Annotated in this window: 14 protein-coding genes and 2 pseudogenes; 14 read left to right on the top strand and 2 right to left on the bottom strand. The window is 65.4% G+C overall.

The window, feature by feature from the left end; genetic code table 11:
* Nucleotides 1-22 precede the first annotated feature (22 nt).
* The 11 genes and pseudogenes from cmtR to HDA34_RS03820 all read left to right on the top strand — a co-directional run bounded on the left by cmtR (nt 23) and on the right by HDA34_RS03820 (nt 8655).
* Nucleotides 23-385, top strand: a complete 363-nt coding sequence (gene cmtR / locus HDA34_RS03870; protein ID WP_060775722.1) for a Cd(II)/Pb(II)-sensing metalloregulatory transcriptional regulator CmtR — start codon at nt 23-25, stop codon at nt 383-385.
* The gene (locus HDA34_RS03865) at nt 382-2337 is read left to right on the top strand and encodes a heavy metal translocating P-type ATPase (RefSeq protein WP_170721174.1); all 1956 of its coding nucleotides are present in this window, start codon (nt 382-384) and stop codon (nt 2335-2337) included. The genes cmtR and HDA34_RS03865 overlap by 4 nt, the downstream gene beginning before the upstream one ends.
* 180 nt (nt 2338-2517) lie before the next feature.
* A complete protein-coding gene (locus HDA34_RS03860) occupies nt 2518-2991 on the top strand; it encodes a signal peptidase II (RefSeq protein ID WP_227718746.1) in 474 nt (157 codons plus the stop codon).
* A gap of 326 nt (nt 2992-3317) precedes the next feature.
* Complete coding sequence (locus tag HDA34_RS03855; RefSeq protein ID WP_060973960.1) at nt 3318-3611, top strand: transposase; 294 nt, start codon at nt 3318-3320, stop codon at nt 3609-3611.
* 317 nt (nt 3612-3928) lie between these two features.
* Nucleotides 3929-4258: pseudogene (locus tag HDA34_RS12200) on the top strand (DDE-type integrase/transposase/recombinase); the annotation flags it as partial.
* 1 nt (nt 4259) lies between these two features.
* Nucleotides 4260-5702, top strand: coding sequence for an IS30 family transposase (locus HDA34_RS03845; RefSeq protein ID WP_060973670.1), 1443 nt, complete (start codon nt 4260-4262; stop codon nt 5700-5702).
* 4 nt (nt 5703-5706) lie between these two features.
* Nucleotides 5707-6000, top strand: a pseudogene (locus HDA34_RS03840) (integrase core domain-containing protein); the annotation flags it as partial.
* Nucleotides 6001-6108: 108 nt separating this feature from the next.
* Nucleotides 6109-6537: a DUF6083 domain-containing protein gene (locus HDA34_RS03835; protein WP_127435416.1), complete on the top strand. Its 429-nt coding sequence runs from the start codon at nt 6109-6111 to the stop codon at nt 6535-6537.
* 180 nt (nt 6538-6717) lie between these two features.
* On the top strand, nt 6718-7332 hold the full coding sequence (locus HDA34_RS03830; RefSeq protein ID WP_065423796.1) for an AAA family ATPase: 615 nt from the start codon (nt 6718-6720) through the stop codon (nt 7330-7332).
* Nucleotides 7329-7580, top strand: a complete 252-nt coding sequence (locus tag HDA34_RS03825; RefSeq protein WP_049147591.1) for a YlcI/YnfO family protein — start codon at nt 7329-7331, stop codon at nt 7578-7580. The genes HDA34_RS03830 and HDA34_RS03825 overlap by 4 nt, the downstream gene beginning before the upstream one ends.
* A gap of 706 nt (nt 7581-8286) precedes the next feature.
* The gene (locus HDA34_RS03820) at nt 8287-8655 is read left to right on the top strand and encodes a hypothetical protein (protein ID WP_127435415.1); all 369 of its coding nucleotides are present in this window, start codon (nt 8287-8289) and stop codon (nt 8653-8655) included.
* Between the two features lie 1205 nt (nt 8656-9860).
* Here HDA34_RS03820 and HDA34_RS03815 read toward each other — a convergent pair.
* Nucleotides 9861-10430, bottom strand: coding sequence for a TetR/AcrR family transcriptional regulator (locus HDA34_RS03815; protein ID WP_100056028.1), 570 nt, complete (start codon nt 10428-10430; stop codon nt 9861-9863).
* Between the two features lie 17 nt (nt 10431-10447).
* The gene (locus tag HDA34_RS03810; RefSeq protein WP_036316244.1) at nt 10448-11914 is read right to left on the bottom strand and encodes an MFS transporter; all 1467 of its coding nucleotides are present in this window, start codon (nt 11912-11914) and stop codon (nt 10448-10450) included.
* A gap of 279 nt (nt 11915-12193) precedes the next feature.
* On the opposite strand from HDA34_RS03810, the gene HDA34_RS03805 reads away from it, so the two are divergent.
* The 3 genes from HDA34_RS03805 to HDA34_RS03795 all read left to right on the top strand — a co-directional run bounded on the left by HDA34_RS03805 (nt 12194) and on the right by HDA34_RS03795 (nt 15385).
* The gene (locus HDA34_RS03805; protein ID WP_060973479.1) at nt 12194-12760 is read left to right on the top strand and encodes a recombinase family protein; all 567 of its coding nucleotides are present in this window, start codon (nt 12194-12196) and stop codon (nt 12758-12760) included.
* Nucleotides 12761-12972: 212 nt separating this feature from the next.
* Nucleotides 12973-14742, top strand: coding sequence for an ATP-dependent nuclease (locus HDA34_RS03800; RefSeq protein WP_060973737.1), 1770 nt, complete (start codon nt 12973-12975; stop codon nt 14740-14742).
* Nucleotides 14735-15385, top strand: a complete 651-nt coding sequence (locus tag HDA34_RS03795; protein ID WP_081097721.1) for a UvrD-helicase domain-containing protein — start codon at nt 14735-14737, stop codon at nt 15383-15385. Before HDA34_RS03800 ends, HDA34_RS03795 begins: the two co-directional genes overlap by 8 nt.
* The last annotated feature ends 16 nt before the right edge of the window (nt 15386-15401 follow it).

Here is a 15401-nt window from a genome sequence, read left to right as displayed (position 1 = left end):
TGCAGGCTGTATAGTTCACCACATGCTGACGATTGCGACACGGTTGGACGTGATGAACCGGCTGGGCCGGGCGATGGCCGACCCCACCCGATCCCGGATCCTGCTGTCCCTGCTGGAGGGCCCCGGGTATCCGGCCGAGCTGGCCCAGGCCCTGGGGCTGAGCCGGTCGAACGTGTCGAACCACCTGGCCTGCCTGCGGGACTGCGGGATCGTGGCCGTCGAGCACCAGGGCCGCCGCACCCGGTACGCGATCGTCGATGCGCACCTGGCCCGGGCGCTGAGCAGTCTGCTCGAGGTGACCCTCGCGGTGGATGCCTCCGCGCCCTGCCTGGACCCGGGCTGCCCGGTACCCGGGTGCTGCGACACGGCGGAGGTGGCCTCGTGAGCGCCGCCTGCGGCTGCGAGGCCCCGACCCCCACTCCCGGTGCACCCGAGGAGCACGAGGAGCACCGGCCGTGGTGGCGCGATGCAGCCATCCTGCTCCCGGCGCTCTCCGGGCTGGCGTTCCTCACCGGGCTGGTCCTGGAATGGTCCGGGGCCGGTCTCGTGGCCACGGTGGTGTTCTGGGTCGGGCTGGTGCTGGGCGCCTGGACCTTCGTGCCCGGGGCGCTGCGCGGATTGTTCACCCGGGGCCGGCTCGGGATCGGACTGCTGATGACGATCAGCGCCATCGGCGCGGTGATCCTGGGCTACATCGAGGAGGCCGCCGCCCTGGCGTTCCTGTACTCCATCGCCGAGGCCCTGGAAGACAAGGCCATGGACCGGGCCCGGGCGGGCCTGCGCGCCCTGCTGAAACTGGTGCCCGAGACCGCGACCATCCGGGCCGGCGGGGCCACGGTGGAGGTCGAGGCCAAGGACCTGCGACCCGGGCAGGTGCTCGTGGTCCGGCCCGGGGAACGGGTCGCCACCGACGGGATCGTGCGTACCGGGCGCAGTTCCCTGGACACCTCGGCGATCACCGGCGAGTCCATCCCGGTCGAGGTCGGCCCGGGAGACACCGTCTCGGCCGGGTCGATCAATACCGCCGGGGCCCTGGAGATTGACGCCACCGCCGCCGGCACCGACAACTCCCTGACCACCATCGTGCACCTGGTCGAACAGGCCCAGGCCGAGAAGGGGGACCGGGCCCGGCTGGCCGACCGGATCGCGAAGCCCCTGGTGCCCGGGGTGCTCATCCTGGCCGTGCTCGTCGCGGCCCTCGGGTCCCTGCTCGGGGACCCGGAACTGTGGATCACCCGCGCCCTGGTGGTGTTGGTGGCCGCCTCGCCCTGCGCGCTGGCCATCGCGGTGCCGGTCACCGTGGTCTCGGCGATCGGCGCGGCCAGCCGGTTCGGGGTGGTCATCAAATCCGGGGCCGCCTTCGAGCGCCTCGGCGGGATCCGCCACCTGGCGGTGGACAAGACCGGGACCCTGACCCGCAACCAGCCCACCGTCACCGCCGTGCTCGCCGCCCCCGGCATCACCGAGGACCAAGTGCTGGGCTGGGCCGCGGCACTGGAACAGCACAGCACCCACCCGTTGGCCGCGGCCATCACCGCCGCCACCCCGGACACGCCCGCGGCCGAGGGCGTCACCGAGACCGCCGGGCACGGGATCACCGGCCGCCTGGACGGGGCTACCGTCACCGTCGGCAGCCCCCGCTGGCTGGCCCCCGGCCCCCTGGCGGCCCAGGTCCAGGGGCTGGAGGACCAGGGCATGACCGTGGTCATCATCCACCGCGACGGGGCGGTCGCCGGGGCCATCGGGGTCCGTGACGAACTGCGCCCTGAGGTCCCCACCGTCGTGACCACCCTGACCGGCCAGGGCATCGACCTGACCATGCTCACCGGGGACAACGCCCGCACCGCCCGGGCGATCGCCGACCAGGCCGGCATCGACGACGTGCGCGCCGAGTTGCGCCCCGAGGACAAGGCCACCGCCGTCCACCAGTTGACCGGCACCCGGCCCACCGCGATGATCGGTGACGGCATCAACGACTCTCCCGCCCTGGCCGCCGCCGAGGTCGGCATCGCCATGGGCGCCACCGGCTCGGACGCAGCCATCGAATCCGCCGATGTCGCCTTCACCGGCCACGACCTGCGCCTGATCCCCCAAGCTCTGGCCCACGCCCGCCGCGGCCGGGCCATCATCAATCAGAACATCATTCTCTCGCTGCTGATCATCGCCGTGCTGCTGCCGCTGGCCATCACCGGCGTCCTCGGCCTGGCCGCCGTGGTCCTGGTCCACGAGGTCGCCGAGGTCATCGTCATCGGCAACGGCCTGCGCGCCGCCACCACCCGACGCACCGCCCTGGAACCCCTCACCGACCGGCAAGCCCAACCCGCCACCACGGGATGAGCTCCTACCGTGCCTGCGGGACAGAGACGCCCAGGCCCGGTGAGACCCGACCTGTCCGGTCCATCCGGTACCTGCCAGCGATTTCACAGGTCGCGCCGGGGTCAGCAGATCCACTGAGGCGCCGGGAAACGGGCGCATCGCGAAAGGACACGAATGAACCACCGGCGCAGGTACCCCCTGGTGCTCTTGACCATTGCGATCGGGGCCGGCGTAGTGGTCCTGGACCAGGTGACCAAGTGGTGGGCGGAGAACAGCCTGTCCACGGGCGAGCGAGTCCCGCTCCTGGGTGAGCTGCTCGGGCTCCAGCTGGCCTACAACCCCGGGGCGGCCTTCTCGTTCGGGGCCAACTCGACCTGGATCTTCACCATCATCTCGGCGGTGGCGGTCGCCGCGGCGATCTGGTTCACCCTCCGGGTCCGTACCGTGTCCTGGGCGATCGTGATCGGGTGTCTCGGCGGCGCGGTGACTTCCCACCTGGGTGACCGGCTCCTGCGCCCACCGTCATTCGGGCAAGGCCACGTGGTGGACTTCCTCGCCTACGGGAACTGGTTCATCGGCAACATCGCGGACATCTTCATTGTCGGCGGGGCGCTGGCCGCGGTCCTCCTGACCGCCACGGTGCCCGACCGGGGCACCGTCGACGCCGCGCGATAACCACTACTAGGACTCCCCTCCGCGGCCCGCTGCAGTCGGTCCCCCCTAGGGAGTCAACCTGCCGGCGCCGTACGAGACCACACGGTGATCTTGGCGGGGTGGGGCGGTGCGACAGGTGGGTGGCACGCCTCGACGCCGGTCGGCGATGGAGCAGAAGCCCCGGCCCTGGGAACGACAGACCATATCCGCGTCCCGACCCCGGTGCTCCTGACCCCTGTGGTCAAGGGGCCGATCGTGCACAGGCCGACGGCCGAGGGAGGGACTGACGCACGTACAGGTGACATACGATCTGTGGTGTTCCCACACCAAAGGGAAGGATGTGCACCATGCCCGCCCCCTACCCCAAAGAGTTCCGCGATGATGTCGTCCGGGTCGCGCAGAACCGTGAGCCCGGCACCCATCTGAAAGACATCGCGAAGGACTTCGGCATCTTCGAGTCCTGCCTGACGAACTGGATTCGCCAGGCCGATATCGAAGCAGGCAACATCCCAGGCACCACCAAGGCCGAGGCCGAAGAACTCCGCGCAGCCCGCCGCAGGATCCGGCTCCTCGAGCAGGAGAACGAAGTCCTACGCCGCGCCGCGGCCTACCTCTCCCAGGCGAACCTGCCGAAAAAATGATGTACCCGCTCGTGTCCGAGCTCGCCGCCGACCAGATCCCGGTCGCGGTGTCCTTGCGGGTCCTCAAGCTCGCCCGCCAGCCCTACTACCGCTGGCGGGACCAGCCCGTCGCCGTTTCTGAGGTGGAGCAGGCCTACCGGGCCAACGCCCTGCACGCCGCTCACCTGAACGATCCGGAGTTCGGGTACCGGCTGCTGCGGGACGAGGCCGAGGCGGCCGGGGAGCGAATGGCCGCCCGTACTGCCTGGCGGCTCTGCCGCCAGAACGGGTGGCACTGCGGGTTCGGGGCCAAGCGTGGCAAGTACGGGACCCGCCCAGGCCCACCCGTGCACGACGACCACGTCCGCCGGGACTTCTCTGCCGAAGCTCCGAACCGGCTGTGGCTGACCGACATCACCGAGCACCCCACCAGTGAGGGCAAGCTCTACCTCTGCGCGATCAAGGATCTCTACGCCGGCAGGATCGTGGGGTACTCCATGGCCGGGCGTATGCAGGCCTCGTTGGCCGTGAACGCCCTCGAGCAGGCCGTGGCACGCCGCGGCGGCACCGATGCGGTGGCCGGGTGCATCGTGCACTCGGACCGCGGCTCCCAGGGTGGATTCAATCGGTCGTCGCAACACCCTCTCGGAATCACTGGAGGTATGGGCGATGGCAAGCAAGGACTGGGCGAGGAAGATCAGTGACGTGCCCGAGGGGACACGGCGGCAGTGGAGAGCGGATCGGGCCTTGCGGGCCCCGATGCGCTCTCCTGGCAGGCCGCAGCCCTCACGGGAGGTCCAACGCCAGTTCTGGCGTGTGATCGCCACCGGTGTCACCACGGTCGAGGCATCCCTGACTGTGGGCGTGTCCTGGCCCGTCGGGGCGCGCTGGTTCCGTCACGCTGGCGGGATGACCCCGCTGTCCTTAGCCGAGCCCACCGGCCGGTATCTGTCCTTCGCTGAGCGTGAGGAGCTCGCGATCCTCCATGCCCAGGGCCAGGGGGTCCGTCAGATCGCACGCACGCTGGGACGTGATCCCGGCACGATCAGCCGTGAGCTGCGCCGTAACTGCGCCACTCGTTCCGGGAAGCAGGAGTACCGGGCCACGGTGGCGCAGTGGAAGGCCCAGGAAGCTGCCAGGCGGCCCAAGCCGGCGAAGCTGGCCACGAACCAGCGACTGCACGACTACGTCCAGGCACGCCTGAACGGGGTGGTCCTGGGCCCCGATGGCGTGGCCGTGCCGGGACCGGTCGGGCCCGGTTTCAAGGGGCGGAAGATGAAACCGCGCCGGGCGGACCGGCGGTGGTCCACGGCGTGGAGCCCTGAGCAGATCAGCCACCGGCTGCGCCTGGAGTTCCCGGATGATGTGTCCATGCGGATCTCTCATGAAGCGATCTATCAGTCCCTGTTCATCCAGGGGCGTGGGGCGCTCAAGCGTGAACTCGTCGCGTGCCTGCGTACCGGGCGGGCTCTGCGCGAGCCGCGGGCACGTACCCGGAACAAGCCCCAGGGCCACGTCACCGAGGACGTGGTGTTCAGCAAGCGCCCACCCGAGGCCGCTGATCGTGCTGTGCCCGGGCACTGGGAAGGGGACCTGATCATCGGGACCGAGCGTTCAGCGATCGGGACTCTGGCCGAGCGCAAGAGCCGGGCCACGATCCTGGTCCACTTGCCCCGCCTGGAGGGATGGGGTGAGCGGCCGCCGGTGAAGAACGGGCCGTCGCTGGGTGGGTACGGGGCTGAGGCGATGACCGCGGCCCTGATCAAGGCGATGGCGACGGTGCCGGAGCAGCTGCGTCAGAGCTTGACGTGGGATCGGGGCAAGGAGCTGGCCGGGCATGTCCAGTTCACGATGGCCACGGGCACGAAGGTGTTCTTCGCTGACCCCCACTCGCCGTGGCAGCGGCCGACGAACGAGAACACGAACGGGGTGCTGCGGCAGTACTTCCCCAAGGGCACGGACCTGTCGAGATGGTCGGCCGAGGACCTCGCAGCAGTCGCGTACACGCTGAACAACAGGCCCAGGAAGGTCCTGGACTGGAAGACTCCCGCGGAGGTCTTCGCCGAGCAGCTACGCTCGCTCTCAACGCACGGTGTTGCAACGACCGGTTGAACCCGCCCAGTTCCGCTCGGCCCTATTCCAGGACGCCCTCACCACCCACGGGCTGATCGGGTCCATGGGTCAGGTCGGTGCTGCCGGGGACAACGCGGCTATGGAGTCCTTCTTCGCGTTGCTGCAGAAGAACGTGCTGGACCGACGCGACTGGGACACCCGGGACGAGCTGCGGGCCGGGATCATCACCTGGATCGAGCGAACCTACCACCGCCGCCGCCGGCAGGTGCGCCTGGGCCGATTGACGCCGGTCGAGTACGAGTTGATCATGGACCACACGCCCGCAGACGCGGCGTGAAGACGACTGTCACCTACACGTGCACCAGTCCCTCCTTCCTCTGGTGTACAGCCGGCCATCGGGTGAGAATCCAAACATCACCGGCGTGCGCAGGCAGAGGAGACCCACATGAGCCAAGAGCAACCACCACCCCGGCATCGTCTCCATGAACCCCAGCAGATCAAGCAGGCCTTGTTCTCAGACCCTGCTGACGACGCCCCAGCCACCTATCTCTGGTCCAAACCAAAGAGAGGCCGTTGCCGACGCTGTCGACTGCCGATCATCTGGATTTACACCGAACGCGAAGCACCCTGGCCCTTCCAGCCGGAAGAGTACGAGAGCGCTGGATTGCCCCCTAAGGCTCAGTGGCGCCTTCCTCGACGTCGGAAGATCATCGCCATCCAACGCCCCGCAGAACGCCCCACCGACAAGGTGCTCATCCCACACACGCATGTCTGCCCCTTCGATGAGGACTCAGACTCTCCGGCCTTGCTCCGCATCCAGAACGAGCTGCGTGCCAGCCTCGAGGAAAGCGACACGGAGGAGAAGCTCTCCTGAACAAGCAGAATCCCCACTTGGTGGACAACACGGAGCTCACGCTCTGCCACACGGAGGAGGAGCCATCACCAGCTCCCGCCCTGGCCAACGCGATATGTACGCCTAGGCCCGAGGGATTGCAGTACCGCACTAACGCATCACCGCGTGCGGCACTGCGTTAGTGCGGGTTATCCTGCCCTCATGGCACCAGCTCCTGTCACCATCGCGTTCATCGCCTCCAAGGGAGGCGTGGGCAAGACCATGGGAACCATCTGCCTCGCCGCCGCCCTGACCCACACCGGCCACAGCGTCGAAGTCCTCGACGCCGATCCCCAGGGCTCGGCCAGCGAGTGGCTGGAGATCGCAGCCGAAGAACGCCCCACAGGCTCGCCCATCCCCTTCACCTACCGGGCCGTGAACCTCTCCGACCTCAAACGGCTGCGCCCGAGCACGGACTTCGTCGTGATCGACACCCCACCGGGCACCCCCGACGTCCAGTCCGCCGCTGCCGCAGCGGCCGACCTGGTCATCATCCCCACCACTCCCAGCGCCGACGACATCGCCCGCACCTGGGCCACCGTCGACGCCCTGGGCCCCACCGTGCGCCTGGTGGCCCTGCTGAACCAGGCCAACCCCCGCACCAAGCTCTTCACCCAGGTCGTGGACCTGCTGGCCGCCGAGAACGTCCCGCAGCTGGCCACCACGATCCCCACCCGCGAGAGCTTCAAGCACACCCACGGCACCTACCCCACCCGTACCGCGCTCGGCCCCTGGCTCCAGGTCGCCGAGGAGATCCAGGAGATGACCCGCCCGTGAGCACCAAGCCCACCCCCGGCGCCGCCCGCGGACGCCGCACCACCACCCCGGCCACCCCCACCGACGGCCCGGACATGACCCTGGCCTACGCCGCCCACGCCCAGGCAGCCGCCGAGCCCATCAAGGCCACCTCCATCCGCCTACCCGAACGCCTGCACAAGCACCTGCGCCGGCACAGCGTCGAGGTCGGGGTGCCCATGTCCCAACTGATCATCCAGGCCATCGAAGCCAAGTACCCCGAAGACTGACCGCAATACCGCAGTGCCGCGCGCATGAATGAGGTAGTGCGGTACTGCGTTAGAGACGCCTCTTCCCATGTCTGACTAAGAGCGATACGCACTGAGTAGCTGCCGGTTGACCATCCAGGAGCCGGGGGATACTGAAAGGCCTCCATCCCTCAATCGACCAAGTCAGGGGAGGTCTCTGGACGGGAGAACAGATAGTTCACTCAGCCGCGCGGCGCAAGAACGAACTCGCCACAACGGACCGAACGCAAGCAGACGGAGTGAGCATCGAGGGGATGTGCAGTGGACCACGGAGAAGACCGCTTCCCGCTGGGATACCCCACCACATACTTCATCCTCCAGGTCAGCTAAGCCCGACCCCGGCGGGGAACGTCCACCTCCCCTCCTGTTGCTGCCACCGCATGACAGGGGGCCTCGCCTGCAACTTGTGTGATGTACAGCACGCAGATAGGCTTCGATGCGTCAGATGACAAGCTGAATATTGGAGGGGATTATTTTCGATCGACGTCAAGCCATGCGTGGTCTTTCGGGAGCGTTGGTTTCTGGGGGTCTGATTGCAGTCGCTGCGCCGACTTTGGCGGGCGCCGGGCAGCCGATTGGACGGCCGCCTCATGCTGGGCGACGGCCGCCTCAGTCGGCGTGGCGCAAGCCGCAGTCCTCCTACACGGAAGATGAGCAGCTCGACATGATTCTGAGGGCGCTGGATTCGATGCCTGAAGAGCTTAAGCGAGCTGATCCTCACACATACCCGGGATACAGCGAGAAAATCGCGCCTTACCTTGAAGGCCTCACGACAATTCAGACTCCAGTGGATTCATCTGGCGACGCTGAGGCAAGTCCAGCGTTTAATGTTTTTGGATGCTCGCTGGCGCTTGGCAATTTCGTCGTTCAGTTCGGGTTCCCCGTATTCAAGATCATTGCTTGGATTAAGAAGGCGCGGAGCCTTTGGGGCGGAGTTAGCGGCATTTGGCGTGCAATTCGTTCCGGTCAGGCTGCCGCTGAGATCGGTGAGGATGCCGTGAATGTTCTCTCCGAACTCCTGGGGGTTCCCGGGCTTGTGGAGGCTTGCCTGAGCTGATGTCAGGGCTAATCCCAAACAGGGGGAGGGGTTCCTTTCCGAAGGAAGGGGGCCCCTCCCATGTCGTTCCTATTTCCTTGGCCGTAGGGGGACACTTGTCTACTGCGGCGCTACTGTCCCCGGTGGTCTGGTTGTTTTGGTGGCTGTTGAGCAAGCTCCTCTCCAGCCCTTTGAGCGGATCTCTTTCCCTTGCCCTCACTGCTGCTGCTGTAGTGGTTAGTTCTATTGTCGTGACTTTGTGTGAGCGGCCCTTTACTGTTTCTGCTGGTCACTCAGACCCAGGCGGGTGGGGCTATGCAATTTGGGGGTTCGTTATTCCCCCACTTGTGGGGGCAATGGTGGGGTGGTTCGTTTCTCCGGGTCACGCTGCGTGCGGAGCTATCGCGATGTTCACAGTCTTTGGGACTGAAGCATTGTTATTAAAGACGTGGCGGCCCGGTATGAGTGATGAGGAAATTCGGCAAGCTTGGAGCAAGACCAAGAAAATGACGGAGGAAATGGCCGCTGAAGATCGAATCGAGAGGGGATGGCTGACGCCGCCCAGGAAGTGGAATGATCAGTAGGTTCAGTGTGTCCCATGCCCATTTTGACAGCGATGTCAGCGCTATAACCGCACCACCGCGCTACCGCAGCACCGCACGGGTGAATGCGGTACTGCGGTACTGCGTTAGTTGCACTACTTCCCCGGTCTGACCACGGGTGATGTGTGCTGGGCGCTGCCGATGGGTCGCGCGTGGACCGGGCGGAAGTGAAATCCCCTTGCCCCCTATTGACCAAGACAAGGGCGGGGTGACCATACCCGGACAGGAGAACAGGCGGCTCACTCACCGTCGCGGCCCTCGAAGAAGAACACCGCGACGGGTCTCACCCTACGGAGAAGAACCGGCCCGGACCACGGGTATCCACAGGGCGTGGGCCGTTCAGGGCTGGCCGGTCTCGGTGGTGTTGAGGGCCTTGTAGATCGTGGTCCGGGAGACTCCGAACGCGCGGGTCACCACGGCCTGGACCGCGGCGGTCTTCTCCTGGTCTAGCTTTGTCACAGGCTGACCCCGTCCAGGCGGGTATACCCACTAGGCGCATGTGTCAGAGCCAGTTGGGTGCTGCTGGACAGAGGTGCCAGGGTGCGATCTTGCTTGACAGGGTTGCCCATCATCGCGCTCGACGGATTCGTCGATCCGGCCTTCTCCAACCGCGCGCTGGCTCGCTTACCCGTTGGGCTTGGCCTCGGATTCATGGACGTCATTCTGGAGTAGCGCGATGATCTGCTTTGCGGTTTCACTCCGGTGGTCCTGTGAGATGGGCCTGCTTCCGATCAGGTCGTTGACCCAGAGCCCGTCAGCAGCGAGCAGGGCGAGCGAGGTCATCTGGTCGCGCTCAGCTTCGTCTCGTTCGCTACGTCCGGTCCATCGGTCGATGAGGTCTTCCCAGATCGCCTTGTGCTGGGTGTGCTGGCTGTCGAGAATCATCTGGAACTCGGCGCGGGAGGCGGCTGTCGAACAAGTGAGTATGTAGGCGGTCAGGCGCTCCATCGGCGTTGCCTCAGCGGTCGGCTTTCCACAGGCGATCTCTAACTGCCGCTCCCAGTGATCAGCGAGTCTCTGGTGGATCGCAGCGATCAAGTCGTCTCGTGATGGGAAGTGGTAGATGATCCCGGCCCTGGTGATCCCTGCAGCGGCCGCGACAGAGTCAAACGTGACTGCTGTGATCCCGTCTTCCTCGATCACTTGGATCGCGGCGTCGAGGATCATGGTCTTCTTGCTCTCACGCACCATCATGCGCCCCTCCGATTGGTTCAGTGGTTTTCGGCGTACTCCATTGCCTCGCTGCCGCGCCCGTAAGCGCGGAGCAGCCGATTGGTCAGAGCGGCTCCACTAGCCAGCATGACAGCGAGGACGATCATCGTGACCAAATAGGCCGTGTCGTAGGCGGAGGTGGCGGCTGCGATCACGTCGAGATCTCCGTCGGCGATCCCGAGGGCATCGGCAATGCTCTCCCCCGCTGCGGCGGGAGTGCCATCCGGGAGTCGGACGACTGTGGCGTAGACGAAGGTCAGGAGGCTCCCGAGGAGTGCTACAGCCGAGAGGGAGCCCATCTCATAGGAGACTTCTTCGATCGAGGCCGCCATGCCGGCCTTTCGCGGAGGCGCGTTGCCCATAATGGCGGCGGAAGCGACGGCGAAGGTGCCGCCCAGGCCGAAGCCGGTCACGATGAAGCTGACGACCAGCAGGGGTAGTGATCCGTTCGCAGAGGCCAGCACGGCGAGAGCTAGTCCTAGGGCGGCGATGGCGAGGCTGCCGGAGATAATGATCCGCAGGCCCACGATGTGCAGGATCGCGGCCCCTAGGACACCAGAGGGCAGGGCGCCAAGCGCGATGGCTGCGACTAGCAGGCCTGCTTGCAGGGGGGTGAAGCCCTCGACGAGCTGGAAGCGCTGTGTGGTCGCGAGCTGGGCGCCAGCGATGGTGAACATCGCGAAGAAGGCTGCCAGAGAGCCGCCAGCGAAGGCGCGGTTGCGGAAGATGGAGAACTCGATGAGTGGTTCTTCCAATCGGCCCTGGCGTCGCACGAAGAGGACGAACCCGATGACTGCTGACGCCAGCGCCCCTGCGATCAGAACCCAGTTCTGTGGAATATGGGCCAGTTCCTTGATGACGAGCACGGTGCCCACCAGCCCGACCATCGCATAGAGGGATGAGACGAGATCCCACTTCTTCGACGGATCGGGATGGTTGTGCGGCGCGATGATTGCGGTCGCCACAAGTGCGATGGCAACAACGGGGACATTGATGAGGAAAACAGATCCCCACCAGAACCGTTCGAGAAGGGCGCCGCCGAGAATGGGTCCGAGCGCTGCCCCCGCGATCGACAGGCTCCCCCAGATGGCGATGGCGATGTTGCGCTCACGAGGATCGTCGAACGCGAGGCGGATCAGAGCAAGCGTGGCGGGCATCATCGCTGCGGCCCCCACAGCGAGGAGTGCCCTGGCGCCGATCAGGAAGGCAGGGTTGGGCGAGAATGCCGCTGCCAGTGATGCGGCACCGAAGATCCACAGGCCGACGACGAACATTCGGCGGTGGCCGATGCGATCGCCCAGTGTGCCTGCTCCCAAGAGGAGGCCAGCCATGACCAGGGGGTAGGCGTTGATGATCCACAGTGTCGAGGATCCGGACGCGCCGAGGTCTGCGGTCAACGTAGGCAAGGCGGTGTAGAGGATCGAATTGTCGAGGGTGATGAGTAGCAGGCCGGCCCCCACGGTCATGAGCAGCCACCACCGCCGCGGCGATGATCCAACGTCGTTCACTGTTGTACCCCTGTCCTCTGCCTGTAGTCGCATCAACGAAACTATACTAACAGGTTAGTAAAGTAAACGTCAACGCTCCGACAGAGGGATGCCTCACAATCCAGCTGGGTGTTCATTGCCCCATCCCGGCGTCAAGCCGGGTATACCCCTTTACACACCCTGCCCGGTCACGAGACCATCACGTCAGAGACGGTCCCAATCGGGCCCGTTGGACACAAGCGTCGGAGGGTCTTAAACGTGGTTGGACAGACTGTGGCCTACGTGCGGGTGAGCTCAGCGGAGCAGAACCTGGATCGTCAGCTCGAGGCGGTGGGGGAGCGCGACCGGATCTTCCAGGACAAGATCAGCGGCAGCTCGAGGGCCAAGCGCACGGGGTTGGCGGAGCTGATGGCCTACGTGCGGGAGGGGGACCTGGTGAAGGTCGCCTCGATGGATCGGCTCGGCCGGGACACGCGGGACCTGTACGCGATCGTGGACGAGCTCACCGGCAAGGGGTGTGCGGTGCAGTTCGTGTCCGAGCGGATCACCGTGGACAAGTCCGGCACCTCTCCGGTGGACGGGCTGATGCTGGGCATCCTGGCGGCGTTCGCTGAGTTCGAGCGCCGGCGGATCAAGGAGCGTCAGGCCGAAGGCATCGCCCTGGCCAAGGCCCGCGGCAAGTACGTGCAGGCCCCGAAGCTTTCGGACACCGACGTGGAGCAGGCGCGCGTGATGATCGACATGGGGATCCCGAAGGCCGAGGTGGCGCGCGCGTTCGGTGTGAGCCGGCAGACCCTATACACCTCGTTGCGCCGGCCAGCCTAAGACTGAGCCTTATCCTCGGCCGCCTACGTCTCCGGGGTTTCTGCGTCAGCACGCGGGTGGGGCCTTGTACGGGGATCGAGCGTCTTGGGCTGAGTGATGGCACGCGCGGCCGACGAGCGTTGTGTTCCGCGGTTGCCCCGGAGTGGTTCGGGACAACGGCGCGAGCATACTTGCTATCAGGGCCGTATCGGATCTAACAGCGAGGTGACCCCATGATGCTCCGCCGACTCCGGATTGAGCACTTCCGTGGCATTGAATCCGCGAACTGGGCGATCCACCAGCGATTGATCAGTTTGGTGGGAGCTGGCGACAGCACCAAGACCACATTGTTGGACGCGATCGGGCTGGTACTCAGCCCGAACTACAGCCCGCAGTTCACGGATGCCGATTTCTTCGACCTTGACCTAACCAAGAACATCGTCATCGAGGCAACGATCACGAACCTCCCGGACAATCTCGTCAAGGAGAGCCAGCTTGGCAAAGACCGCTCAGGCATCCTGCCGGGCGGCACTCTCGTCCACGACCCTGTCGAGGAGGCCGATGAGTGCCTCGTCGTCAGGCTGACCGTGACCCCAGAACTCGATCCGACGTGGGAGGTCGTGCGCCCCGACTCTGAAGACGCCCGCCCGATTTCCGCCAGCCAACGTCGCCAGCTCGGCTTCTTCCGCCTGGGTGAACGGGCCGACCTCCACCTTCGCTGGGCGCGCGGATCGGCCCTGTCTGGCCTGACCGATGGTAGCGATGGGGCTTCGTCTGTCGTTCTCGATGCCCACCGTGAAGCGCGGAGAGCAGTCTTCGACGCCCAGTCGAGCGCCCTACATGATGCAGCTTCCAAAGTTCAGCGGTCGGCCGGGAACTTCGGTGCAGGGAAATTTGATGAGCTGCGGCCTGGTCTCGAGCCAGGCTCGGCCACCTCCACACATTCGCTGATGCTTCATGACGGTGACGTGCCTCTGTCGAGCCTCGGGCTCGGCACGCGCCGGCTAACAAGCTTGTCGATCCAGGATCAGGCGATGGACGACGGCTCGATCATTGCCATCGACGAGGTCGAACACGGGCTCGAGCCGCACCGACTGGCGCAAGTCCTCCACCACCTCAAGAAGCGAACTGAAGGGGGCAACCTGCAAGTCATTATGACCACCCACTCTCCCATCGCGGTGAAGACGCTGAGCGCCGTCGATCTCGTCGTAGTCCGCGCGGATGGAACTGGCGTGACCACCTGCCAGCCGGTTCCTGAAGACCTCGACAACGTGCAGGGCACGTTCCGTATTGCCCCAGAGGCGCTCCTTGGCCGTCGCGTACTTGTCGGAGAGGGTGCGACCGAGGTGGGTTTCCTGCGCGGCCTGCTTCGTCACTGGGACGCCCAGCGGATCGCCGCTGAGCAGCCTGGTGCTGCTTCGCTTGGCGTCGTGTTGGTGAATGGAGGGGGAGGGACCCAGTCGACCAAGCGAGCCCAGCACTTCCAGCAGCTCGGCTACCCAGCCTGCCTGCTAGTGGATAATGACGACCGCGCTATTGACAAATCGGTGAGGCAGGCAATGGACTCCGGCGTAAGCGTATACCGCTGGGGTCCGGGCAATGCGATCGAAGATGAGATCATTCAGACTCTCGGCGCCAAGGGGCTGCAGGCACTCGTTGACCTAGCCGTAGAGATCAGGGGTGAGCATTCCATTCGAGCTAATGTCGGCGCAAGTCTGAACAACGATCAGCTGACTGGAACCGACTTCGCTTCATGGCAGGCACAGGCCGGTGTCAATGAAACCGAGATCCGCGGTGCCATCGCGGCCGCGGCGACTGCCAGGGATAAGGAGTGGTTCAAGCGCGAAGATAGAGGCGAAGAACTTGCCGAGGTCGTCATCAGGCACTGGGCTGATTTGGACAGCACCCACTTGATGAAGGTGATCGACGATCTGCAGACCTTCGCTTACGCCGCGGAATCCGAGCCGCCAGCGGAGTCTTCGGAGGGGTCCTTCGATGGTTGAGGACCCTCCCATCTCGAAAGCAGTCGAAGTTGTACTCAGGGCACTACCCTGTTCGGTGGCTCTTCCCGCCGGTGCTGGGAAGACCGAGCTGATCGCGGCCAGTGTGGCAAAAGCTACCCAGCAAGGCGGGACATGCCTCGTGTTGACGCATACGCATGCTGGTGTGGACGCCCTTCGCCGCCGCATGAAAAAGTTTGGCGTTGCCAGCGACCAAGTCGTCGTGCGCACAATCGATTCATGGTCGTATGACCTGATTGCCCACTTCCCGAGTCTCGCGGGGCTCGACGTGTCCGGTGGTCCCGACTGGAGCAAGTCTGCCGAATACCATCGCGCAGCGGCGCGGACAGCCACCAGCAGGGCAGTGGGGAAGATGCTCAAAGTCAGCTATACCCACCTGTTCATCGACGAGTATCAGGACTGTCTTGTCGATCAACACGAGCTGGTGCTCGCCCTGGCCATGACGGTCCCCACTGCGGTGTTCGGTGACCCACTACAGAGCCTGTTCAACTTCAGTAATAATCGAAGGGTTGTTGGTTCGAATCCAACCGGGGGAGCCGAGCAGAGGCCCCTGCACCGACCAGATCGGTGCGGGGGCTTCTTCGTGCCTGGAGGACGACGGAGCCTCGAATGTGTCTGGCAATGAATCCAGGGGCCAGCTG

This window comes from Micrococcus luteus (assembly GCF_014138885.1).
GTDB classification, from domain to species: Bacteria; Actinomycetota; Actinomycetes; order Actinomycetales; family Micrococcaceae; genus Micrococcus; species Micrococcus luteus.
This window is presented reverse-complemented; position numbering and strand designations above follow the sequence as displayed.